A 22629-nucleotide genomic window follows, 5' to 3' on the forward strand; every position below is an offset into this window, starting at 1 on the left:
GGCGTTTCACTTCCCCTCCCTCGTGTGGGGATTTGTCCGATCGCCATCTACCGCAGTAACAGAAGGAGGAATGGATCATGTTGCATGACGCATTTCACTTCTCCTCGCTGGTGTGGGACTGGCCCATCGCCATCTATCTCTTTCTGCTCGGCATCTCCGCCGGGGCCACCACCCTCTCGGTGCTGCTGCGCCGCAAGGGGGCCGGCAGCGAGAGCGGCATCATCAAGGCGACCGCCATTCTAGCGCCGGTGAGCGTGGTGCTGGGGTTACTGATCCTCATCTTCCACCTGGCCCGCCCCTGGACCTTCTGGAAGCTGATGTTCCACTATCAGTTCGACTCCGTGATGTCGATGGGGGTCATGCTGTTCCAGGTCTACATGGCGCTGCTGTTCGCCTGGCTGGCGGTGGTGTTTCGGACCGAGATCGAGACCTTGCGCCGTCACCTGCTGCAAGAGAAGTTCGCCTTTGTGGATGATCTCATCGCTTGGCTTGCCCGCATCGAGCGGCTGCTGGCGCCGCTCTTGCTGCTGCTCGCCGTGCTCTTGGGGGCCTACACCGGCTTTCTGCTGTCGGCGCTCAAGACCTATCCGCTGTTGAACAACCCAGTGTTGCCGGTGCTGTTCCTCATCTCCGGCGTCAGCTCCGGCATCGCTTCCACCATCTTGCTGGCGGTCACTCTGTTCAAGGAGAACCATCACAGCCAGGGGGTGAGCTTCGTGCACCGCTTCGAGCGGCCGGTACTGGCAGTGGAGGTGTTGCTGCTGGTTTGCTTCTTTACCGGCCTCTACTTCGGTGGCGGCCAGAAGGAGGCCGCCATGTGGGCCGCCATCGGCAGCGGCTTCTGGGCTCAGGTGTTCTGGCTCGGGGTGGTGGGCATCGGCATGTTGCTGCCCCAGTTGCTGGCCCTGCTGGCCCCCGCACCGCTGCGGGCCAAAAACGGCTATCTGGTGCTGGTCTGCAGCCTGACTTTGGTGGGGATCCTGCTGCTGCGCTACTTCGTGCTCTACGCCGGCCAGATGACAGTAGTTTAAAGGTATGATCACCAGCGCCAGCCACCCTCGGGTGACTGGCGCTTATTTGTTGCGATGAGTTGTTGCGATTGGTTGTTGCCAGAAATGTGGATGTTATTCCCCAGCGCCGGTACGGTGCAGACGCTGCGGCATAACATAGACAAATGATTGACTGGAGGTTGTGTGCTGGCGGAGCTCGGCTATCTCTCACTGTTGCTGGCGACCGGGCTCGCCCTGCTGCAAGGGCTGCTGCCCTGGCTGGGATTGCGGCTCGCCTCACGCCCGCTGCTCGGCTGCGCAACACCGCTGGCCCTCCTGGTCGCGCTCCTGCTGTTGGCCGCCCTGCTGCTGCTCGCCAGCTGTTTTGGCCTCGATGACTTCACCCTGGTCTATGTGGCCCAGCACGCCAACAGCGCCCTGCCCCTTGGCTTCAAGCTGGCGGCCGTGTGGGGCGGCCACGAGGGCTCCATGCTCTTTTTTGTCTTTGCGCTGGGGCTGTGGGGCGCCCTGGTGGCCCTTTGCTCCAAGCGGGTCGATCCGCTGATCACAATCCGGGTATTGGCCATCATGGGGCTGATCGTCGGGCTGTTCGGCCTCTATACCCTGGTCTTCTCCAGCCCGTTTGACCGCCAGTTCCCGGGGCCGCTGGAGGGGCGCGATCTCAACCCCATGCTGCAAGATATCGGCCTCATCATCCACCCGCCCCTGCTCTATCTCGGTTACGTCGGCTTTGCGGTCAACTTCGCCTTCGCCATGGCGGCGCTGCACTCGGGCCGGCTCGATGGCGCCGTGGCCCACTGGAGCCGCCCCTGGGCGCTCGGCTCCTGGGTGTTTCTCACCGCCGGCATTGTGCTGGGCTCCTGGTGGGCCTATTACGAGCTCGGCTGGGGCGGCTGGTGGTTCTGGGATCCGGTGGAAAATGCCTCCCTCTTGCCCTGGCTGCTCGGCACCGCCCTGCTGCACGCCCTGGTGGTGTGCGAGAAGCGCGGCGCTTACGGCCACGCCGTGTTGCTGCTCTCCATCTTCACCTTTTCGCTGAGCCTGCTCGGCACTTTCGTGGTGCGCTCCGGCGTGCTCACCTCGGTGCACGCCTTTGCGGTGGACCCCAGCCGCGGCCTCACCCTCTTGTTGCTGCTCGGCTTGTTATTGACCTGCGCACTCACCCTGTTTGCCCTGCGGGCGGACATTCGCGCCCCCTATGCCCGCTTTGGCTTGCTGTCAAAAGAGGGGCTGCTCGGCGCCGCCATCCTGCTGCTCAGCGTGGCCTGCGCCAGCGTGCTGCTCGGCACCTTCTACCCCATGGTGTTCCAGTCGCTCCATCTGGGCTCTCTCTCGGTGGGCGCCCCCTATTTCAATACCATCTTCGTGCCGCTGGCCCTCTGCCTGATGGCGCTGATGACCCAGCTGCCGCGCCTGCGCTGGCAGCATCTGGCAACCCAGCGCCGCATCAAGGTGCTGCTCCCATGCCTGTTCGGCCTGCTGGGGGGCGCCTTGCTGAGCCTCGCCTATCCCGAGCCGCTGCGAGGCGGTTGGCTGGGGCTCGCGGCCAACGTGCTCAGCCTCTGGCTGATGGCCAGCCTGCTGCTCCCGCTCTTGCAACCGACATCGCTGCGTGAGCTCACCCTCAATCGGTTCGGCAGCCTGCTGGCCCACCTCGGGGTGACGGTGTGCGCCCTCGGCATTGCGCAGGTGAGTCACCACAGTCAGGAGGGGGGCGCGGTACTCGCCGCAGGCCAGCCCTATCGACTCGGCGCCTTCGAGTTTCGCTATGAGGGGAGCGAGCCGATCATCGGCCCCAACTACACCGCCGAGCGCATCACTCTCGGCGTGCATAAGAACGGTAAAGAGGTCGCCAGGCTCACCCCGGAGCGACGCCACTACAGCGTGCGCACCATGAACATGAACGAGCCCGGCATCGCGTGGGGGCTGTTTGGCGATCTCTACGTGGTGCTCGGCGAGAAGATGGGTCCCGGCGCCTATGCCATGCGGCTGCACTACAAGCCGCTGGTGCGCTGGATCTGGCTCGGTGGCCTGTTGATGATGGCGGGCGGCGCCCTGCGCCTGCTCGCCCGCCGGCCGCTGCTGGCTAGCCATCCAGCCCCAGCTGCCGCCCCCTACCCTCGGCTTGAACAGGAGTCCTTATGAACGCCCGTTTGCGCCTGTTCGTGCCGCTCGTGCTCACTCTGGGGCTCGGTACCCTGCTCTGGCTCGGCCTTGGCAACAACCCCTACAGCCAGGATGAGGCCGTCGCTGGGCGCACCCTGCCCGCCTGGCAGAGTGACGATCTGCTTGGTGGCGCTCCCATCCACACCGCGGCGCTCAAGGGGGAGCCCTTCGTGCTCAACGTCTGGGCCAGCTGGTGCCCCAACTGCCGCGCCGAGCATCCGCTGCTGGGTGAGCTGGCCAGCGCCGTGCCCCTCTATGGCCTCAACTATCGGGACAAGGGGGATGCCGCCCGCGCCTGGCTCACCGAGGCGGGCAACCCCTATCGCGCCGTGCTGGCCGACCCCGACGGCCGACTCGCACTGGAGCTCGGCGTCTACGGCACACCGGAGACCTATCTCTTTGACAGCGACGGTACCCTGCTGACCCGCCATACCGGCCTGCTCACCCGGGAGATCTGGCTACGCCAGTTTGCCCCCCTGCTTGCAAAGGCCCGCAGCAACATCGCTAGCCAGCCCGAAATGGAAAGAGAAGTGGAGAGAGAAGTAGAGAGACAAGTGCAGGAGAGCAAGCCATGAGCCGTCTCGGCCACGCCCTGATAGCGCCACTCTTGCTGGCCTTGAGCCTCGGGGCCCTTGCCAGCGGGGTCGACACCTATGAGTTTCGCCACCCCGAGCGGCAGACCCGCGCTCAGGAGCTGGCCCGCGCCCTGCGCTGCCCCCAGTGTCAGAACCAGAACCTGGTGGAGTCCAACTCCCCCATCGCCCGGGATCTGCGGCTCGAGGTCTACCGCTGGGTGGATGAGGGGCAGTCTGATGAGCAAGTGATCGCCCGCATGACGGAGCGCTTCGGCGATTTCGTGCGCTACGATCCCCCCTTCAAGCGCAGCACGGTGCTGCTGTGGGGCGGCCCCGCCCTCTTGCTGTTGTTGGCGCTCAATCGCCTGCGCAGGAGCCTGCATCGCCGGCAACCGGCGCGGGTGCCGCTTATTGGCGACAGAGCCGAGGGGGCGCTCGCCCACGACCCCAGGGCCGAGCTGAACCGGCTGATCATGGCCGAGCAGCAGGCGGGGCTTGCCCCCCACAGCCGCCTCTACCGGGAGCTGGAACTGGCCCGCCTCGCCAACGCCACCCCAACCGCCGAGCAAACTCTGCGCGACCGGCTGGCCAAGGACCGCACCGCCCATCCGCAGCTTAGGCTGCGCACCTGGATACTGCTTGGGGGCCTGTTGCTGGCGCTGATGGCTGGTATTTATGCCGGCACCGGCCGCTATCAGGCGTGGCAGGCTTATCAGTCGCGCCCCGATCCGCTGGCGGGATTGAGCCCGCGGGATCTGCAGGACAAGGAGCTGGGCGCCCTGCACCAGCGTCTGCAAGCCAACCCCGCCGATCTCGACGGCTGGGCGGCGCTCGGCCAGCTCTATCTCTATCGGGACGAGTATGCCAACGCCCTGCTCGCCTACCAGCGCCTCGCCCTGCAAGAAGGGGGGGCCAGCGCGGCGACCCAGGCCGCCCAGGCCACCGTGCTCTACTACCAGGCAGGCCAGCAGCTCACCCCGGAGGCGCTGCGTCTGCTTGATAGCGCGCTCAAGCAGGACAAGGGCGAGGTGAGCTCCCTGATGCTGCTCGCCTCCGATCACTTCCTGCACGGCCGCTACTCCCAGGCCATCGCCCTCTGGCAGCAGTTGCTGGACGAAGAGCGCCCCCGCATCAACCGGACCGCGCTGATCGAGGCGATCCAGACCGCCCGCATGATGGGAGGCTGACCGCACGTATGATGGGGGCTGAATGCCCCTGTCACGTTTGGCCCGCACAAGCACCGCCGGCAGGAAAATCACTTGCCAACCTCCCGTCGGCGGCCGAACAATAGGCGTCTATTGAACCTGTTTCTGGAGCAGCTCCCATGATCCCCATTCGCTGTCACACCGTCTCCGGCGTCGCGCTCTCCACCGTCCAGGGCGAGACCCGGTTGCTGATGATGAAACGGGTCAAGGGCGGCTTCTGGTGTCATGTGGCGGGCACGGTCGAGACGGGGGAAACCGGTTGGCAAACCATAGTGCGCGAATTTCGCGAGGAGACCGGCATCGTCGTGCAGGAACTCTACAACGGCCAGTATCTGGAGCAGCTTTACGAGCACGCCACCAACACCGTCTGTCTGGTGCCGGTGTTCGTGGTCTACTGCCCGCCAACGCAGGCGGTGACCCTCAACCACGAGCACACCGAGTACCGCTGGTGCAACCTGGCCGAGGCCAAGGCACTGGCAGGCTTCCCCGGCCAGCAGGCACTCTATGATCACCTCTGGCACTACTTTGTCGAAAACAGCCCCTCGGTGCTGATGAGGGTGGCCATGACACCATAGCGGATACATGCCAAGAGCCCTACCCTTATCCCCTTGATCCTGTGATGATCCACATCCGGCCATGGCGGCCATCAGCACATGTTGCCGCCCCTGATCAGGCCATTTTCAGCAGAGATGATCACCCAGAATGAGCGAGAGGAAGGAAACAAGCAGCAGAGAGAGTTAAAAAAGTCACTATCTGGCGGCCAGGGGGCGCCGCCAGCCGCGCGCCGCGACCAGGTTCCCCACTCCTGCCCACCCCATTATTACTCGTATGAAGCCACCCATAGCCGCCATTACCGTTATTTCAAGGTGCGCCATCCCATAAAATTGAAATATCGGGCCATTAGACGTTGTGAAGCGTCAATTACCGTCATATAACTTAGCCAAATATCCCTGTCAGCCGTACGGTAGCGTCAAATCATGATTACTCGCCCTTTTCTTACCCTGTTGCTCGGTGCCTTCCTTGTTCCCGTCAGCATGGAGAGCGCCCAGGCCAATCCGTTTTCAGCCCAGCCCCACTCCCCCAACAGCTTTCTGGAGCAGCGCAACGATCTGGCGCTGAGCTCAGCCGCCTTCGTGGTGGCCAACCCGCGCACCGGTGAAGTGCTGTCGGAGCGCAACGCCAACCGGGTGATGCCGATAGCCTCCATCACCAAGTTGATGACGGCGCTGGTGGTGCTCGATGCCAACCAGCGTCTCTCCGAAATGCTGACCGTCACCATGGCCGACGTGGACAGACTCAAGGGCACCGGGTCGCGGCTGGCGGTGGGCTCGCGCCTGAGCCGGGCCGACATGCTGCACATCGCCCTGATGTCGTCGGAAAACCGCGCCGCCTCGGCGCTGGCCAGAAACTACCCGGGTGGCCAGCGCGCCTTCATCGAGGCCATGAACGCCAAGGCCCGCATGCTCGGCATGTGGAGCACCCAGTTCTCCGACAGTACCGGCCTCACCCCTCGCAACGTCTCCAGCGCCCACGATCTCGCCAAGCTGGTGGCGGCGGCATCCACCTATCCGCTCATTCGCCAGTACTCCTCCACCGAGGAGCGCATGGTGCGCAACGGCAAGCGTCAGCTGCACTACCTCAACTCCAACCGGCTGGTGCGCGAAGGGAGCTGGCCCATCTCCCTCTCCAAGACCGGCTATATCCGCGAGGCGGGTCGCTGCCTGGTGATGGCCACCCAGATCAACCGCGAGCCGGTGATCATGGTGCTGCTCAATGCCGATACCCCCAACGCCCGGGTGGCCGATGCCAAGCGGATCAAATCCTGGCTGGAGAGCTCCGGTCGCATGAGCCTGACCGCCCAGTCCACTCCCCAGACCAAGCTGTTCAGCAGCCAGTAACGCTCCCGGCTATCATCGTCAAAAAAGCCCCCGCACCTAGGTGCGGGGGCTTTTGTTATTTTGTTTCGGGTTTATGGCCTTCCGACATATCTCTTACTCGTTTAACGGCAGCGCCTTTCTGTCCAATTTTCCGCTGCCGGTCTTGGGCAGGGCATCCAGCAGGATGAGCCGCGCCGGCACCATGTAGTGCGGCAGCGTCGCCTGCAGCCCCTTGCGCAGGGCGAGGCGATTGAGGGTCACCCCGCTTTTCGCCTCCACGTAGCCCACCAGCATGGCCTCGTCCCCCTCGCCCACCAGACGCACCGCCGCCTCCTGCACCCCGGCCTGACGGCGCAGCCCCGCCTCCACCTCGCCGAGCTCGATGCGAAAACCGCGCAGCTTGACCTGATCGTCGCGTCGTCCCAGATAGAGGAAGCTGTCCGCCCCCAGCCGCCGCACCCGATCGCCGGTGCGATAGAGGCGATGGGTGGCAAGGCGCAGGAAGGCTGCGCTGGTCAAGGCCGGCTTGCGCCAGTACCCCTCGCACAGGGCCGGGCTCTCGATGCAGAGCTCGCCGCACTCCCCCTCTGCCACCGGCTGCCCCGCCTCGTCCAGCACCCAGTGACGATAGCCGGGCAGGCTGTGGCTGATGGTGATCTGGCCATCAGTCGGTGGCCAGATCACCTCGCTCACCAGCGACCAGACGGTGGCCTCGGTGGGCCCGTAGCAGTTCCACAGCCGCCGGGTGCGGGCACAGAGCTGCTCGGCCAGTCCTGGGTCCAGCGCCTCGCCGCCGCACAGGGCGGTGAGGGTATTGCGTCCCTGCCAGCCGGCCTTGAGCAGCATGCGCCAGCAGGCCGGGGTGGCCTGCAGCCAGTTGATGGAGGGGTCGGCCTCGAGCAGGGCCAGCATCCCCAGCGGATCCTTGTTGTGCTCGCCGCCGGCCACCGTCAACCGGCCACCGCCCCAGAGCGGCCCCAGCATCTCCAGCAGGGAGATGTCGAAGGCCGGGGTGGTGATAAAGAGCCAGTGGCAGCTCGGTGAAAGCCCGAGCCGTTCGCGGATCCCGTCGAGGAAGCAGAGCAGGGCCCGCCGGCTGATGACCACCCCCTTGGGCTCGCCGGTGGAGCCCGAGGTGAACATCATGTAGGCGGCCAGGGCGTCATCCACCTGGGGCCAGGAGACGGCCCCTGCCGCTGCCGGCCCGTCGAGGGTGCGCAGTGGACAGCCGAAGGCGGGGGCCGGCCTGTCGCCGTCGCAGATCACCGCCGACAAGCGCGCCTGACGGGCGATCCCCTGCAGCCGCTCCACCGGAAAGTCCGGCTCAAGGGGCACGAAGGTGAGGCCAAGCCGCAGGCAGGCCAGCAGGCTGGCCACCAGATCGGGGCTGCGGGAGAGATAGAGGCCAACCCGCTCCCCCACCGCCAGTCCCTGCAGACGGGCGGCAATCTGGCCCACCCGATCATTGAGCGCGCCGTAACTGAGCCACTGCCCTGCGGTTGCACCGTCCCGGCTCTCTGCCATTTCCACACTCATGCCCACCCCCATACAAATGGCGGGGGCCAGCGGGGTGGCGGCCAGACATGCCGCCAGCCGCGCATCCAGGTTGGCCGCCCACTCACGGGGGGCAGGCCGGGTTTGCACGAGCGGAGCCTCATGCTTGATGGTCACTGTCATAGCGCGGCCTCCGTTTGGCGCACCAGCCAGTGCCGATAGAGCCGGCTGGGGGATGGATGGGCCTTAAGGGTCTGCAGGGTAAGCGGCGCCCGCTCCTGGCCAAACGCCTCGTTGAGGGCCGCCAGCAGGGCGAGCTGCTGCACCGAATCCACCCCGAGTTCACACAAGGTCTGCTGCCAGATGCCGGGTACGCCGCACTGGCGCTCCCACAGGGCCACCAGCACGCGGGCCTCGGCCGGTGGCTGAGCCAGGCCGGGTTCAGCCCTGGTGGTGGCCACCTGCGCCTTCGCCGGGGACGGTGCCGCCGCCAGTTCGGCCGGTTGGCTCAGATCCGCCTGCGCCAGCCAGTCGAGCTCGGCCAGCCAGTCAGCCAGCACCGCCTCGGCCCGGGCCTCGGGGATCTGCTCGCCGTCGAACTCGAGGCGCAACTGGAGCGTCTCGCCCCGGCTGCTGACCACGAGCGACAGAGGAAGCTCCACCTTCTCCACCACGGCGCCAAAGCGCGGCACCAGCTGGTGAGGTTCGGGGGCGGCAGGGGCCGCCGGCATGGGGTAGTTCTCGAACACAAACAGGCTCTGGAACAGACGCGCCCGGCCTTTGGTCAGTGCCGCCAGCGACTGGGTGCCGTGCTCATTGAGCGCCATCAGGTCGGTCTGCAACCGGGCGATATGCTCGGCCAGGGTCAGCTCGGTGCGCCACGCCAGCGCCAGCGGCAGGCTGTTGATATAGAGCCCGACGCTCGCGGTGATCCCCTCGATGGGATAGTCCCGCCCCGGGGTCACGTTGCCCACCAGGGTGACGGCATCGCCAGAGCGGCGTGCCAGCAGACGGTGCCAGGCATATTGGGCCAACAGGCCCGCGGTCACGCCAAGGTCGCGGACACGGTGGGCGAGCAAGGTCGCCACCTCAGCCGGCAACGACGTGGCGCACACCGCCGGTCGCTGCTGGGTATGGCGCCCGCTTGAGCCTGCGTCCAGCGTCACCCCGAACAGGCAGGCGAGATCGTTAGGCTTGGCCAGCAGCTCGCCCCGCCCCTGCCAGTAGGCGTCGGCGCTGCGGGTTTGGCTGGCGATATGGCGGCCAAATTCGAGCCAGGCGGTATCCGGCTCGCGCTGCGGCAGCAGGCCGTTCATCAGCGCCTGATAGCCGCGATGCAAGGAACCCAGCAACACGGGGCCGCTCCAGCCATCCAGCACGCCGTGATGGGCGCTGAAGATCACCTTGTGGTGATCGGGGGCCAATTTGAAACAGGCAAGGCGCAGCAGGGGCGCCTGCTCCAGCGGGATCGGACGGGCCAGATCCTGCTCGCGGTAGGCCTGGATCCGTGCCTCTGCATTTTCCACTTCAGACAAATCCTCATAGTGGAATGGCAACTCGGCGCGCTTGAGGATGCGCTGCAGCGCGACCCCGTCAGCCAGAACCAGTTCGCTGCGAAGGGCCGGCCAGCGAGCGATCTGCCCCTGCCAGGCCTGACGGTAGACCGCCACGTCCAGCGGCTGGTGATAGTCCATCTCGGTCTGCAGGTGATAGGCGTGATCCCGAGGCAGCAACGCCCTGTGATGGAACATGCTCTGCTGAAGCGAGGTCATGGGCAGCAGGGTCTCTACCTCACGCCCGCTCAGCACCCGATCGAGCGCGGCTTGCGAGAGGCCAAGCCCCGGGAAGTCGCTCGGGGTATGACGTGGGGCCTTCAGGTTGCAGCAGTGTTCCACCAGCGCCGTCAGGTTGTCCGCCAGCCGCGCCATCAGGGCGTCGCTCGCCTGCTGGTTGAGGGCGCCCACCTGGCGCAGGGTGAGGCGGCCATCAAACACGCCCCCGTGCAGACTGACCAGCTCGCGCGGCAGGTTGTCAGGGGACGTGGGGGCCCCCGGCGCCAGCGGCAGGGGTTGCCAGGGTTGAGCGGCCTCGCCCTGATGGCTGACCCCCAGGTAGTTGAAGACCACCAGGGCTTCGGGCAGTGCCCAGCCACGAGGGTGGTGCAGGCGCAGGGCGTTGAAGCCCACCCCCTTGTCCGGCACGGCGCGCAGCTGCTCCTTGGTGGCGCACACCAGTGCATCCCACTCCTTGGCATCTGCCAGCGCCAACGGGTAGGTGCTGGTGAACCAGCCGAGGGTACGGCTCACGTCGAGTTCCGCATCGATGGCCTCACGACCGTGTCCTTCCAGCATCACGCAGTGACGGCTGCCGTAACCCTGCTCGCTCAGGGTACGAGTCAGTGCCGCCAGCAGCAGGTCGGGCACCCGGGTGAAGTAGGCCTGGTTGGCGGTGTCGATGAGACGAGCCGTGGTCTCCTGACTCAGTTGCAGCAGGCTGGCGGCGGCGCGGCCATCGGCGGCGCGCGCCGCTTCCAGCAGGTGACCCTGGCTGCCTTCCCCCTGAGCCAGCCAGAAGCCAAGCTGTTCCTCTTCCCGTTTGGCGTAGGCCGCCAGCCCCTCACCCCACTGGCGATAGCTGCTGCCCTTAGCGGGCAGCGGCTCGCCCCTGCTCACCCGTGCCAGATCCTCGGCCAGGATGCGCCAGGAGACCGCATCGATCACCAGGTGATGGAAGGCGAGGAAGAGTCCCTCCACCGTCTCGCGATCGCCCTCCCGTTCACCTTCCAGAGAGAGATTGCGCAGGCGGGCCCAGGCCAGGGTGTGGCCGCTGGCAGGGTCGAAATCTCCCTGCAGCTCGGTCAGGCGGGCCTGCAGCTCGGTCTCATCAAGATTGGCGGCATCCAGGGTCGGCAGCGGCGGCAATGGCAGTTCGGCCAGATAGCGCTGGCCGGTCGGGGTCACCGCCAGGCGCAGGGCATCGTGGTGCTGGCGCAACGCATCCAGCCAGCCGCGCAGGGCCTCATCGTCCACCCCGACCGGCAGGCGCAGGATCACCCCCTGGTTCCAGTGACCGGACTTGGCAAAGCCCTGCTCGAAGAACCAGTGCTGAATGGGGTGGAGCGGGAACTCGCCGGTCAGGCTGCCCTGCTCGCTCCTGTGGCTGACTGCCTGCTGCTGGCCGAGCTGGCGGCAGAGGCGGCGCACCGTCTTGGCTTCGAACACGTCCTTCACGCTGCAGTGCAGTCCCGCATCCCGCAGCCGGGTGGTGAGCTGGATGCTGAGGATGGAGTCACCGCCTAAGCGGAAGAAGTCATCCTCCACCCCGAGCGGTTGCTTGAGCACCCCTTGCCAGATGGCCAGCACTGTCTGCTCCAGTTCGTTTTGCGGCTCGCCCTTGCTCTGCTGCCAGACGATGGCGGGCAGACGGCGCAAGTCCAGCTTGCCGTTGGGGGTGAGCGGCATCTCGGGCAACCAGCAGAGGCGCGCCGGCACCATGTATTCGGGCAGGCACTCGCCGGCCCGCTGCAGCAGGGCATCACCATCGGGCTCCCTTGCCCCGGCCTGCAAACAGGCGTAAGCCAGCAGGCGCCCCTCCTGTACCACCACCTTGATCTGGCGAATGGCCGGGCACAATTCGGCAAGCCGGGTCTCTATCTCCCCCGGCTCGATGCGATAGCCGCGCAGCTTGATCTGCTCGTCTATCCGGCCCAGATACTGGATGTTGCCATCACGGCGCAGCAGGGCCCGATCGCCGGTGCGATAGAGGCGATGGGTACGTTCCTCATTCGTTGCATCAAAGGCCAGCTCGATAAAGGCCTCCTGGGTACGTTCCGGCAGATTGAGGTAGCCGCGGGCCAGCCCCAGCCCCGCCAGGCAGAGCTCGCCGGGCACCCCCACCGGGCAGAGGTTGCCCGCCTCGTCCAGGATCAGTGCCTTCAGGTTGTTGACCGGTCGACCGATTGTGATGGGCACCCCCGGGGTGAGCCGTGCGCAGAGCGCGGTGACGGTGCACTCGGTCGGGCCGTACATGTTGAACAGCGCCACCCGCTCCCCCCAGCGCTCCACCAGGCTGCTCGGGCACGCCTCGCCGCCAAAACCGATGGCCTTGAGGGAACCGAGATCCGTCGGTGGCAGCAGGTTCGCCAGCAGGGCGGTCGGCAAAATCATATGGCTGGCACCCCGAGCGATCGCGGCACTGATCACCCCCTCGCCCGGCTCGCCGAAGTGCAGGGCCGCGCCGCAGTAGAGCGGCAGCAGGGTGGTCATGTTGCCGGCATCGAACGAGAGGGACATGCAGTTGAACATGGCGCCATTCTGATCAAGGGCGATGCGCTCGCCGTGATCCGCCATCAGATTGACCAGGCTGCCCTGCTCCACCATGACCCCCTTGGGCAGGCCGGTGCTGCCGGAGGTGTAGATGATCTGGGCCAGCATGGCGGCGTCCCGGGGTAGTGCGGGCGTGCTGGTTGGCATCTTGTCCAGCGCCAGCTGGTGCAGGTTGTGGTAACCGGCATCTGTGCCCTTGATGGCCTCGGCAAGCCGGGCATCCGGCTCTCCCCCGAGCACCAGCGCAATACTGGCGTCGCTCAGGATATGGGCCAGCCGCTCGGCAGGATAGGCAGGGTCGAGGGGCACATAGGCAGCCCCCGCCTTCCAGCAGGCGAGCAGGGCGATGACGAAGGCGACATCGCGTCTGGCCTGGATGCCGATGGCGGCGCCCGGGGTAACGCCGCAGGATTGCAGCCAGTGAGCCAACTGGTTGGCACGCACCTCCAGCTCGCCATAGGTCAACGATTGCTCGCCGTCGCTCACCGCCAGCGCGTCCGGCAACTGAATAGCCCGCCGCTCGATATGGCAGAGCAGGGTATCGCGGCTCGGGTAGTCCGGCGGCAAGTCGGCAAGCTGTGCGGCCAGCGCCGCCTGGTCGGTGCCCGCCTCCAGCGGCAGTTGCCAGATGTCGGTCTCGGGGGCCGCCACCACGGCGCGCATCAGGTGCAGCAGGCGATCGGCAAGCGCCTGGATGGTCTCTCGCTCGAACAGGGCGGTGGCAAACAGCCAGTCCACCCTGACGGAGTCCATCAGCTCGGTCACCTTGACCGAGATGTCGGTCTTGGCCGGCAGCACCGGCGAGGTCTCCTCCACCAGCTGGCAGCCGGGGATGAGATCGTTGAAGTCCACCTTGGCCTGATAGACCAGCATGATCTGGAAGATGGGGTTGATGGCGGTGGTGCGATCGGCGCCGATGGCCTCGGCCAGCGCCTCGAAGCGGTAGAGCTGGTGATCGAAGGCCGCCAGATCCTCCTCCCGGCACTGCTGCAGATAGTCGACAAAGCTGGGCCGCCCCTCCAGCTGGGTTCTCAGCACCAGGGTATTGACGAAAAAGCCCACCAGCGACTCGATCTCGTGGCGCTCGCGATAGGCGAGCGGGGTGCCGATCACCACCTCCTTCTCGCCGCTCTGGCGCACCATCAGCAGGGCAAACAGGGCGTGCAGACCGATGAAGTTGGAGGTGCTGTGGCGCTGGCAGAGGCGCTTGAAGCTCTCCCACAGATCGTTGTCGATGGTGGAGAAGACCAGCTCGCCGCCGCTGTCCTGATGGGCCGGGCGCGGCTTGTCGAGCGGCAGACCGTGGACCTCGGGGCTGCCACCGAGCCGATCGACCCAGAACGGCTTGAACTCGGCGTGATAATCGAGAAAACGGTCCGAGTTGAACCAGCGGGCATAGTCGATGTAGGTGAGCGGCAGCTCGCTCACCTGCAGGGGGTCGCGATTCTGGTGGGCAAGAAAGGCGCGCTTGAGATCCGCGAACATGTTCTTGACCGACCAGCCGTCGGAGATGATGTGGTGCTGGGTGATCAGCAGCACGTGCTCGCGGCTGCCGAGCCGGATCAGGTGCACCCGGCTCAGATCCCCCTGGGTCAGGGAGAAGGGGCGGCCGATCTCCTCGCGCACCCGGCGGGCCACATAGGCTTCGCGCTCGGCAATGGGCTCTGCGCTCACGTCCTCAATCTGCAGCGTGAAGGGCATGTGGGGCAGGATCTCCTGCGCGCCCCTGCCCGCCTCGTCCTTGATGAAGCGGGTACGCATGCTGGGGTGGCGGGCAAACAGGTGGTCGAAGGCAAACTCCAGCGCCGCAGTGTCCAGCTCTCCCTTGACGCGAAAATAGACCGGCATGTTGTAGAGGTGGGAGGCCTCCTCGTACTGCTCGATAAACCAGAGCCCGCTCTGGGACGAGGAGAGCGGCCCCTGCCGGGCGCCCTCGGCGGCGATAGGTTCTTCGAAGGCGGCACGGGCCGCCAGGCAGCGCACCAGCTCATCCTTGTGGGCCTTGATGGTGGCACCGATGGCCGGCGTCACCGCCTCCTTGCTCGACTGGGAGATAAGCTGGCCCTTGTCGTTCAGCGCCAGCTTCACTCCCTGCCGTTCCAGCTGTTTCAACAGCAAAATCATATTGTTCATCTGTTTCTCAAGCCTCAGGCACTCAGGGTGGCGCCGCCGTCGACGACCAGATCCTGCAGCGTGATGTGGCTGGCCAGATCCGAGGCCAGGAAGAGGACGGTATGGGCGATCTCCGCCGGGGTGGCTACCTTGCGCAAGGGGATGCCGAGCTTGAACTGCTCCGGCAACCCGGCAATGGTGCGGGCCATGGCCTCCTCGCTTGGCAGCATGCCGCGCAGCATGGGGGTATCCGTCGAGCCCGGCGACACCAGGTTGGCGCGCACGCCGAAGGGGGCCAGCTCCAGCCCCACCGTCTGGGTCAGGCTGGTGACCGCCGCCTTGGAGGCGCAATAGGCTGCCATCTGCATGCGCGGCACATGGGCGGCGTTGGAGCCGATGGTGACGATGGCACCGCGCCGCTGCCCCTTGAAGTGGGGCACCAGGGCCCGCAGCAGATAGAAGACGCCGCTGGCGTTGACCGTCATGCAGTCGTGCCAGTCGTCATCGCTCAGAGTCTCGGTGGAGCCGAGGCGCAGCACCCCGGCCCCGTTCACCAGCACATCGAGCCCACCGTCCGCCAGCAACGCTGCGCAGCATGCGTTGACCGCCTTCGAGTCGCCAATATCGAGCAGCCGGGTGGCATAGGGGTAGTCGGCTTCGGGAAACGCCAGATCCAGCCCCACCACACAGGCGCCGGCCGCCACGAACTGCGTCGCCACCTCGCGGCCGATGCCGCGCCCGGCTCCGGTCACCCAGACCCGCTTGCCACTGAAATCAAAGGCCATTGCTTGTTGCTCCTTGCTCATCACCACACCATCTCCACGCTCTCTTCGTCCTCGGCAAGCAGGCCGTCGAGGAAACGGCAGAAGTCATCCAGCCGAGGGTGATCGAACACGTCGGAAACCTTGACCTGCACCCCGAACTCGGCGCCGAGCCGGTTGACTATCTGGATGGTCTGCAGGGACTGGCCCCCCAGTTCGAAGAAGTTGTCGGCGGGCGCCATGGTGGCCAGCCCCAGGATCTGCTGCCAGATGGCGCCGACCCGATTCTCGGTCTCGCTGCCCAGGGTCAGGGCTTCGCCGCCCGCCTGGTAGGCGGCCAGCAGGGCCTTGCGATCCAGCTTGTTGGAGCCGGTGCGGGGCAGCTGGTCATAGTAGCGATAGTCGGTGGGGATCATGGCGGCAGGCAGCACCTTGGCCAGCTGCGCCTTGATGACCCGGCTGTCGCGCTCCGGCCCCGCCACGAAGGCCACCAGCCGGCGCACGCTGCCGATGCTCACCCCCTGCACGCAGGCCTCGTCCACCCCCGGCAGGGCCAGCAGCTGGGCCTCCACCTCGCCGGGCTGAATGCGATAGCCGCTTATCTTGAATTCGTTGTCGCGCCGGCCGAGGTAGACCAGCCGGCCGGCCACCAAGCGCACCCGATCGCCGGTGCGATAGACGGGCAGCTCCTCCTCGCCGATCCGCAGGGAGCCAAAGCTCCCTTGCACGCCCCCCACGTAGCCGTTGGCCAGCTGCGGGCCGAGCAGCACCAGCTCTCCCTCGCTGGCAGGTTGCTCCCCCGCCCCCAGGATAAGCGCCTGCATGCCGGGCAGCGGCAGGCCGATGGGCAACTGGGCCTGGCTCGGGTCTTCTTGCTGCAGCTCCTGGGTGGTCACCACCACTGTGGTTTCGGTGGGGCCGTAGGTGTTGAAGAGGCGCACATCGGAGCGGCCCTGACGCTGCCACTGGGCCAGCTGCTCGGGGTAGACCGCCTCGCCGCCGATGATGACGGTGGTAAGCCCGGCAGGAATGTGGGCCTGACCCGCCGTCAGCGCCACTACCCACTCGTTCCAGAACGCGGTGGGCAGGTCGAGGTGGGTGATCCCCATCTGCTCCACCCCGGCCGCAAAGGCGGGCATGGATTCGAGCAGGGCGTCGGTGCGCAGCACCAGAGTCGCGCCGGCGCTCAAGGTGGCGAACACCTCCTCGATGCTGGCGTCGAAGTTGAAGGGGGCGAATTGCAACATCCGCGCGTCTTCATCCAGGTGATAACGGCAGCGGGCGGCGGCGGCGAAGTGATCCAGCGCGCCGTGGCTGACCGCCACCCCCTTGGGCAGACCGGTGGAGCCCGAGGTGAACATCAGGTAGGCGACGGCGCGGCCGGCGGCCGGCTGGTTCAAGCGGTTATCGCTCACCAGATCCCCCGCCAGCAGATCCCCAACCAAGAGAGTACGCCCCTCAAACAGGCTGGCCAGCTTGTGGCGGTACTCGGCCTGGGTGATCAGGGTCTTGACCTCCCCCAGCCGCAGAATATGGCCCTGGCGCTCCAGCGGCTGCTCGGGATCGAGCGGCACGTAGACTGCGCCCGCCAGCAGCACCGCCAGCTGGGCGAAGATGGCCTGGGGGCTGCGCGCCAGCATGACACCGACCCTGTCTCCCGGCTGAACACCGGCGGCCTGCAGGGCGGCTGCCATCTGTTCAGATCTGGCCAGCAGCGCCTCGTAGCTGAAGCGGGCCTCTCCCTGCTCCGTACTCTGAATCAAGGCGATCTTGTCCGGGGTCTGGGCGGCGAAGTGGCAGAGCGCCTCCAGCACCGGCCGTGTCTTGATCACTTCATGAGCGGGGCCGGCGATCAGGGCGCTGGCCCGCTGCTCGGCCAGCCAGTCGGCCTTGAGCGCCCCTAGGGTCTGGGTAGGCTCGGCCAGCCAGCGACCCAGCAAGGCGAACAGGGTATCGGCGATGGCCGCCAGATCGGCCTGCTGGTAGCAACCCGGGTTGGCGTCCAGATCCAGTCTGGGCTGGCCATCGACGCCAACCTGCACCTCGATGGTGAGATCTTCCACCGGGCCGGCGCTGATGTTGAGAATATGGGCAGATAGCGGCCCGAAGCGGCGAGCGTGATCAAACGGCATGATGTTGACCAGCGGGCCGAACAGGCGCTTGTCGCCACCCACCAGACCGAGGTCGCGGCGCAGCAGCTCGTAGCGGTAGTGCTGATGCTTGCGCACCCCGCGCTTGGCCTTGGCCACGGCGTCGGCGGCAACCACCAGACTCAGCCCCTCATCGAGCGCCAGTGCCAGCGGAGTGATGTTCATCTGCATGCAGGGCACGGTCAGGGAGGCCGAGCCGATGCGGTTCATCATCATCAGGCCAAACAGGGTCTTCTCCTGACCGCTCGACAGCGACAGCTGGGCAGACAGGCCGGCCAGCAGCAGATCGGGCCAGCCCAGCTTGTGCTCGTCGGCAAAGCCGGTCAGGGATTGCCACAGCACCGCCGGCAGCGGGCGGCTCTCGCGGATAAACTCGGCAGCGATGGGGGCGCGGGCTTCGCTGAAAGATTTCACCTCGGGCCAGCCTTGTAGTTGCTCCTGCCAGAAGGCGCGAGCGGCGGCGTTCTTGCCGCTCTGCTCGCGGCTCGCCTCTTCCGCCAGCACCTCAGCCAACGAGCCGAAGGGCGATGGGGAGTTCATCTCACCGGCCAGCCCCTCTGCATACAGCTCGGCGATGCGCTGGAACAGCAAGGTGGTGCCAAAGCCGTCGAGGGCGATGTGGTGCACGCAGCTGTAGAGATAATCGCGGCCGGGGCCGCGCAGCAGGGCGAAGCGGCAGGGCGCCTCTTGGGTCAGCTCGAACGGGCGGCGCAGATCGGCCCAGGCCCAGGCGCGGGCCAGCGTCTCGTCATCGCGCTCGAGGGAGACCTCTTCATAGGCCAGGGGCAGCTCATGCGAGACGAAGCAGACCGCCTCCTGATCGTCTTCGAAGTGGCCTTTGAGTGCCTCGCACTCCCCCACCGCCTTGGCAAGGGCTGCGACCAGCACGGCCGCCTCGACCTTGCCATCGAAGGCGATGCACTCGGCGGTGTTGAACATCGCCTTGTCGTCGTTGAGCAGATGTCCGGACCAGAGCCCCTGCTGGGGGATCGTCAAGGGGAAGCGGTTCATGGGGTCACCTCCAGCGCCTGGGCTGCCAACTTGGCCTCGATGAGGCACCACCAACCGTTGAGGGTCGGCAGCTTGGCGAGATCCACGAAGCCGAGCTCCACCCCGGCGGCGCGCCACTCGGTGAGCAGGGCCATGATCCGCACCGAATCCAGACCGTAGTCGATGAGGTTCTCGTCGGGGTCAAACTCCCCTTCATCCTCGTCGATATGACTCAGCAGCCGCGCCTTGAGCCCCTCGTAGGTCAGCAACGGATTAGTGGGCAACGAATTGCTCTGGGTGGCAGAAGCGGAAGCCGGGGCAAGGGCCAGCACCTCCTCGCAGCGGATCACCTTGCCGCAGCGGGTCGCCACGTAGTCCAGCGCCATCTGGTGATCGGCCAGGGAGAAGTCCGCCACCCCGTCTGCCAGAAAGAAGGGCTGGATGTCGCGCATGAAGGCGTCGCAGGCGGTCATCATGCAGCCGATATGGCCGTAGATGCCGCCGATGATCAGCTGATCCCGCCCCAGCGCTTTGAGCATCTGCTCCAGCTCGGAGCGCTGGAAGGCGCTGTAGCGCCACTTGACCAGCACTGTGTCGTCCCGCTCTGGGCGCAGTGCTGCCACCACCTGCTGCTGCTCGGGCCGCTTGTTGAGACCCGGGCCCCACATGTCGTTGAGCAGGGCGCGATCTTCAGGGGATTGATCCTTGGGCTGGGCGGTGTAGAAGACCGGGATGCCGAGGGCCTTGCACTGCTTGCGCACGGCGGCCAGGCGCTCGGTCAGGGCCGCAATCAACGGGCTGTTTTCGCCATAGAAGGCGGTGAAGTATTCCTGCATGTCGTGGATCAGCAGTGCGGCGCGTTTGGGTTCCAGAGACCAGTCGACCTTGTTGGCCTTCCACTGGCTGGGCATGGCGTAATTGTTCAGGGTTGGGATAGCCATAACGTCATGATTCCTTTTTAGTTTTATGCTGTTGTCAGGGACTGGTTGGCGGCGATGGCGTGCGCAATGCGCGCCCGCAGCCCCTGCTTGTCAATCTTGCCCACCGCCGTCATGGGCAGGGCGTCCAGGGTTTCGAAACGGTCGGGCAGCTTGAAGTCCGCCACCCCGCGCTCACGCAGAAACTTGCGCAAGGCCAGCGGCTTCAAGGCGGGATCCGTGCTGACGATGAAGGCGCAGCTCTTTTCCCCCATGGCGCTGTCGGGCATGGAGACCAGGGCCGCATGGGTGATGGCCGGGTGGTGCAGCAGCTGGTTTTCCACCTCTTCCGCCGCGATCTTCTCGCCGCCTCGGTTGATCTGATCCTTCTGCCGCCCGACCACGGTGAGGTAACCATCGGCATCCTGTACCACCAGATCGCCGGAGCAGTAGAAACCCTCGGCATCGAACACCCGGGCGTTGTGGGCCGGGCTCTGGTAGTAACCGCGGAAGGTATAGGGGCCGCGGGTGTGCAGGGCGCCAGGCTCGCCGGGGGCGACCGGATTACCCGCTTCATCGAGGATGCGCACCTCGTCGTCCGGGCTCATGGGGCGGCCCTGGGTGTGGATCACCTTCTCGTCGGGGTCGTCCAGCCGGGTGTAGTTGACCAGCCCTTCCGCCATGCCGAACACCTGCTGCAGCCGGCAGCCGAGCAGCGGCCCTATCTTGCTGGCCACCGCCTCCCCCAGCTTGGCGCCGCCCACTTGCAGCAAGTCGAGGCTCTCGAGCTGAGTGCGCGCGGTGGGATCCGCTTCCGCGGCCTGCAGCCAGAGCGAGACCGCCGGCGGCACCAGCGAGGTGAGATTGACCCGGTGGCGGGCGATCAGCGGAAAACAGCTGATGGGGCTGGGATCGGGTGCGAGCACCACGGTGCCGCCCGCCTCGAACACCCCCAGGGCGCCCGGGGAGCTCAGGGGGAAGTTGTGGGGCGCCGGCAAGGCACACAGATAGCGGGTGTGGGGCCCCAATTCACAGATTTCATTGCTGCGGCGCACGCTGTACAGGTAATCGTCATGGGTGCGGGGAATAAGCTTGGGAGTGCCGGTGCTGCCGCCGGAGAGCTGGAAGAAGGCCACCTCGTCCGCCGGGGTCGGGCCAGATTTCACCGGCTCACTCTCAGCCCCCTTCGTCAACCAGTGAGTCAACCCCAGCGCCCCACCATCACCATCCAGCAGCACCAGCTCGGCGCCTATGGTTGTCAGCAGCTCGCTCTCGCGCCCCTTGCTCGCAAACAGCGGATGGGTCAGCGAGCCGATAAAGAGGCGCGGTGTGATCTGCTCGGCATAAGAGAGGAGCTCCAACCGGTTGTGGCTAAAGAGCGCGTTGACCGGCGCTATGCCGGCCTTGAGCAGGGCGAAGAACACCAGATAGAACTCAGCCACGTTGGGGAGCTGCACCAGTGCTGTATCCCCCGCCCCCAGGCCGTGGTGAGCCAGATTCGCGGCCAGCCGGCTCGAGGCGGCGTCCAGCTCGCCATAGCTGAAGCGGCGCTCGCCGCAGAGAATGGCCTCGGCGTCGGGGGCCAGCTCGCACTGGCGCGCCAGCATGGCAGTCAGCGGCTCGCCGCGCCAATAGCCCTTGGCGCGGTAGCGCTCCGACAACGCGTCAGGCCAGCGGGTATAGGGCAGGAAGCGGTTGGACTGGGTCATTGCGCCACCTCCGGACTCAGGCCCAGGGCTTTCAGATTCGGCAGCCCGCTCGGCCAGCCCAGATATTGACGCTGGGTCATTGCGCTACCTCCAAATCCAGGCCCAGGGCCTTGAGCATGGTGCCCAGCTTGGTGCCGGTCTCGGCCCACTCCATGGCTGGGTCCGAGTCCGCGACGATGCCGGCGCCGGCGAACAGCTCGACCTGATGGCCGTCGAGCACGCCGCAGCGGATCACCACGGCCCACTCGCCGTTGCCCTGGCTGTCGCACCAGCCGACGATGCCGCTGAACAGGGCGCGCCGGAAGGGCTCCTGCTCGCGGATGAACTGGCGCGCCAGATCGGTGGGATAGCCGCACAGGGCCGGGGTGGGATGAAGCTGGCAGGCAAGTGACAATACCGACGCCTCGCCACCATTGAGCCGCCCGGCGATGGGGGTGCCCAGATGCCAGAGGGTATCCGTGCTCATCAGGGAAGGATGAGAGGGGATCGCCAGCTCGCGGCAGTGGGGCGTCAGCACCCGGCGGATCTCGTCGATCACCAGGCGGTGCTCATGCTGATCCTTGCGAGAAGCCAGCAGATCCCGGGCCACCATTTCGTCCTGCGCTGGCTCGCTCGCCCGACGGGCGGAGCCCGCCAGCGGGTGGGTGAACACCTCTCCCCCGCTGACTCGCAGCAGCAGCTCGGGGCTGGAGCCAAGCAGGCGACGGTCCTGGCCGAGCGGCAGGGAGAAGTGGAAGGCGTGGGGATTCTGGGCCATCAAACGGGCCATCACCTGCTTAGGGTCGGCGGGCTGGTGCAGGGTAAGAGTGAGTTTGCGCGACAACACCACCTTGGCGAGCTTGCCTTGGGCAAACGCATCCAGCGCCGCGCTGACCGAGGCCTGGAATTCGCTGGCCGGCGGGGTGCTCTGCACCGAGATGACCCGGTTGGCCTCGACAGCCTGCTCTGTCATCGCTGCTGTCGCCGGCGCCTGTGCCAGCGGGACAGGGCGATCGCCCCGCTCATAGTGACCGGGCACATAGAGGCAGGAGGCCTCCGCCGGGTCGAACGCGAAGGCACCGATAAGCAGGGGGTTGGCCTGGCCGGCGGCACTGGCGGCTGCCAGCGCGTCGGCGATCTGTTGTTCTAGCAAAGGCCATTCACAGGCGGGGGTGGTGATAGGCAGGCCCAGATCAGTGGCACTGAGCGTACCCTGACCCGAGGTAAACAAGAATTCGGGCGAAGACGCAGCCTGGGCAGGCGCGCTATTTTCCATCACAAGAGTATCCACGTTACACCCTCAAATATGATTCAAAATGATAATGATTATCAGTTTGTATTTGTGCGGCGGTAAAATAC

At 66.1% G+C, this 22629-nt stretch carries 13 protein-coding genes; 6 read left to right on the top strand and 7 right to left on the bottom strand.

All coding sequences use genetic code 11. The features are described 5' to 3' along the window. Positions 1-77 precede the first annotated feature (77 nt). The 6 genes from nrfD to pbpG all read left to right on the top strand — a co-directional run bounded on the left by nrfD (position 78) and on the right by pbpG (position 6854). Positions 78-1031: a cytochrome c nitrite reductase subunit NrfD gene (gene nrfD / locus PG899_RS02110; RefSeq protein WP_190284210.1), complete on the top strand. Its 954-nt coding sequence runs from the start codon at positions 78-80 to the stop codon at positions 1029-1031. A 162-nt stretch (positions 1032-1193) separates the two neighbouring features. Beyond that, positions 1194-3155 carry a heme lyase NrfEFG subunit NrfE gene (nrfE, locus tag PG899_RS02115; protein WP_190284209.1) on the top strand — a complete coding sequence of 654 codons (1962 nt, stop codon included), beginning with the start codon at positions 1194-1196 and terminating at the stop codon, positions 3153-3155. After that, positions 3152-3751, top strand: a complete 600-nt coding sequence (locus tag PG899_RS02120) for a DsbE family thiol:disulfide interchange protein (protein ID WP_190284208.1) — start codon at positions 3152-3154, stop codon at positions 3749-3751. Before nrfE ends, PG899_RS02120 begins: the two co-directional genes overlap by 4 nt. Beyond that, positions 3748-4938 (top strand): heme lyase NrfEFG subunit NrfF, encoded by a 1191-nt coding sequence (gene nrfF / locus PG899_RS02125; protein ID WP_190284207.1) that lies wholly within the window; start codon positions 3748-3750, stop codon positions 4936-4938. The genes PG899_RS02120 and nrfF overlap by 4 nt, the downstream gene beginning before the upstream one ends. A gap of 137 nt (positions 4939-5075) precedes the next feature. Then, positions 5076-5531, top strand: coding sequence for an NUDIX hydrolase (locus PG899_RS02130; RefSeq protein ID WP_190284206.1), 456 nt, complete (start codon positions 5076-5078; stop codon positions 5529-5531). A 402-nt stretch (positions 5532-5933) separates the two neighbouring features. Beyond that, the gene (gene pbpG / locus PG899_RS02135; RefSeq protein ID WP_190284205.1) at positions 5934-6854 is read left to right on the top strand and encodes a D-alanyl-D-alanine endopeptidase; all 921 of its coding nucleotides are present in this window, start codon (positions 5934-5936) and stop codon (positions 6852-6854) included. A gap of 93 nt (positions 6855-6947) precedes the next feature. Here the strand turns inward: pbpG and amoH are convergent, their stop codons facing one another. The 7 genes from amoH to amoC form a co-directional block, all read right to left on the bottom strand. Next, the gene (gene amoH / locus PG899_RS02140; protein WP_190284204.1) at positions 6948-8510 is read right to left on the bottom strand and encodes an amonabactin biosynthesis glycine adenylation protein AmoH; all 1563 of its coding nucleotides are present in this window, start codon (positions 8508-8510) and stop codon (positions 6948-6950) included. Next, on the bottom strand, positions 8507-14785 hold the full coding sequence (amoG, locus tag PG899_RS02145; RefSeq protein WP_270696897.1) for an amonabactin biosynthesis non-ribosomal peptide synthetase AmoG: 6279 nt from the start codon (positions 14783-14785) through the stop codon (positions 8507-8509). Before amoG ends, amoH begins: the two co-directional genes overlap by 4 nt. Positions 14786-14799: 14 nt before the next feature. Further along, a complete protein-coding gene (gene amoA, locus PG899_RS02150; protein ID WP_190284202.1) occupies positions 14800-15549 on the bottom strand; it encodes an amonabactin biosynthesis protein AmoA in 750 nt (249 codons plus the stop codon). Positions 15550-15569: 20 nt separating this feature from the next. Then, complete coding sequence (gene amoF / locus PG899_RS02155) at positions 15570-18686, bottom strand: amonabactin biosynthesis non-ribosomal peptide synthetase AmoF (protein ID WP_190284201.1); 3117 nt, start codon at positions 18684-18686, stop codon at positions 15570-15572. Then, positions 18683-19606 carry an amonabactin biosynthesis bifunctional protein AmoB gene (gene amoB / locus PG899_RS02160; RefSeq protein ID WP_190284200.1) on the bottom strand — a complete coding sequence of 308 codons (924 nt, stop codon included), beginning with the start codon at positions 19604-19606 and terminating at the stop codon, positions 18683-18685. The genes amoF and amoB overlap by 4 nt, the downstream gene beginning before the upstream one ends. A 23-nt stretch (positions 19607-19629) precedes the next feature. Beyond that, complete coding sequence (gene amoE / locus PG899_RS02165) at positions 19630-21291, bottom strand: amonabactin biosynthesis (2,3-dihydroxybenzoyl)adenylate synthase AmoE (protein ID WP_190284199.1); 1662 nt, start codon at positions 21289-21291, stop codon at positions 19630-19632. Between the two features lie 76 nt (positions 21292-21367). Beyond that, complete coding sequence (gene amoC / locus PG899_RS02170) at positions 21368-22561, bottom strand: amonabactin biosynthesis isochorismate synthase AmoC (RefSeq protein ID WP_270696900.1); 1194 nt, start codon at positions 22559-22561, stop codon at positions 21368-21370. Positions 22562-22629: the final 68 nt, after the last annotated feature.

Origin of the sequence: Aeromonas sp. QDB39, from assembly GCF_027707585.1 — a bacterium.
Classification (GTDB): Bacteria; Pseudomonadota; Gammaproteobacteria; order Enterobacterales; family Aeromonadaceae; genus Aeromonas; species Aeromonas hydrophila.

Excerpts from the sequence above, each read along its gene's own strand:
- nrfF (WP_190284207.1), top strand. The coding sequence starts at position 3,748 with ATGAGCCGTCTCGGCCACGCCCTGATAGCGCCACTCTTGCTGGCCTTG.
- amoG (WP_270696897.1), bottom strand. The coding sequence starts at position 14,785 with ATGAACAATATGATTTTGCTGTTGAAACAGCTGGAACGGCAGGGAGTG.
- PG899_RS02120 (WP_190284208.1), top strand. The coding sequence starts at position 3,152 with ATGAACGCCCGTTTGCGCCTGTTCGTGCCGCTCGTGCTCACTCTGGGG.
- amoB (WP_190284200.1), bottom strand. The coding sequence starts at position 19,606 with ATGGCTATCCCAACCCTGAACAATTACGCCATGCCCAGCCAGTGGAAG.
- nrfD (WP_190284210.1), top strand. The coding sequence starts at position 78 with ATGTTGCATGACGCATTTCACTTCTCCTCGCTGGTGTGGGACTGGCCC.
- amoF (WP_190284201.1), bottom strand. The coding sequence starts at position 18,686 with ATGAACCGCTTCCCCTTGACGATCCCCCAGCAGGGGCTCTGGTCCGGA.
- amoE (WP_190284199.1), bottom strand. The coding sequence starts at position 21,291 with ATGACCCAGTCCAACCGCTTCCTGCCCTATACCCGCTGGCCTGACGCG.
- PG899_RS02130 (WP_190284206.1), top strand. The coding sequence starts at position 5,076 with ATGATCCCCATTCGCTGTCACACCGTCTCCGGCGTCGCGCTCTCCACC.
- amoH (WP_190284204.1), bottom strand. The coding sequence starts at position 8,510 with ATGACAGTGACCATCAAGCATGAGGCTCCGCTCGTGCAAACCCGGCCT.
- pbpG (WP_190284205.1), top strand. The coding sequence starts at position 5,934 with ATGATTACTCGCCCTTTTCTTACCCTGTTGCTCGGTGCCTTCCTTGTT.
- amoA (WP_190284202.1), bottom strand. The coding sequence starts at position 15,549 with ATGGCCTTTGATTTCAGTGGCAAGCGGGTCTGGGTGACCGGAGCCGGG.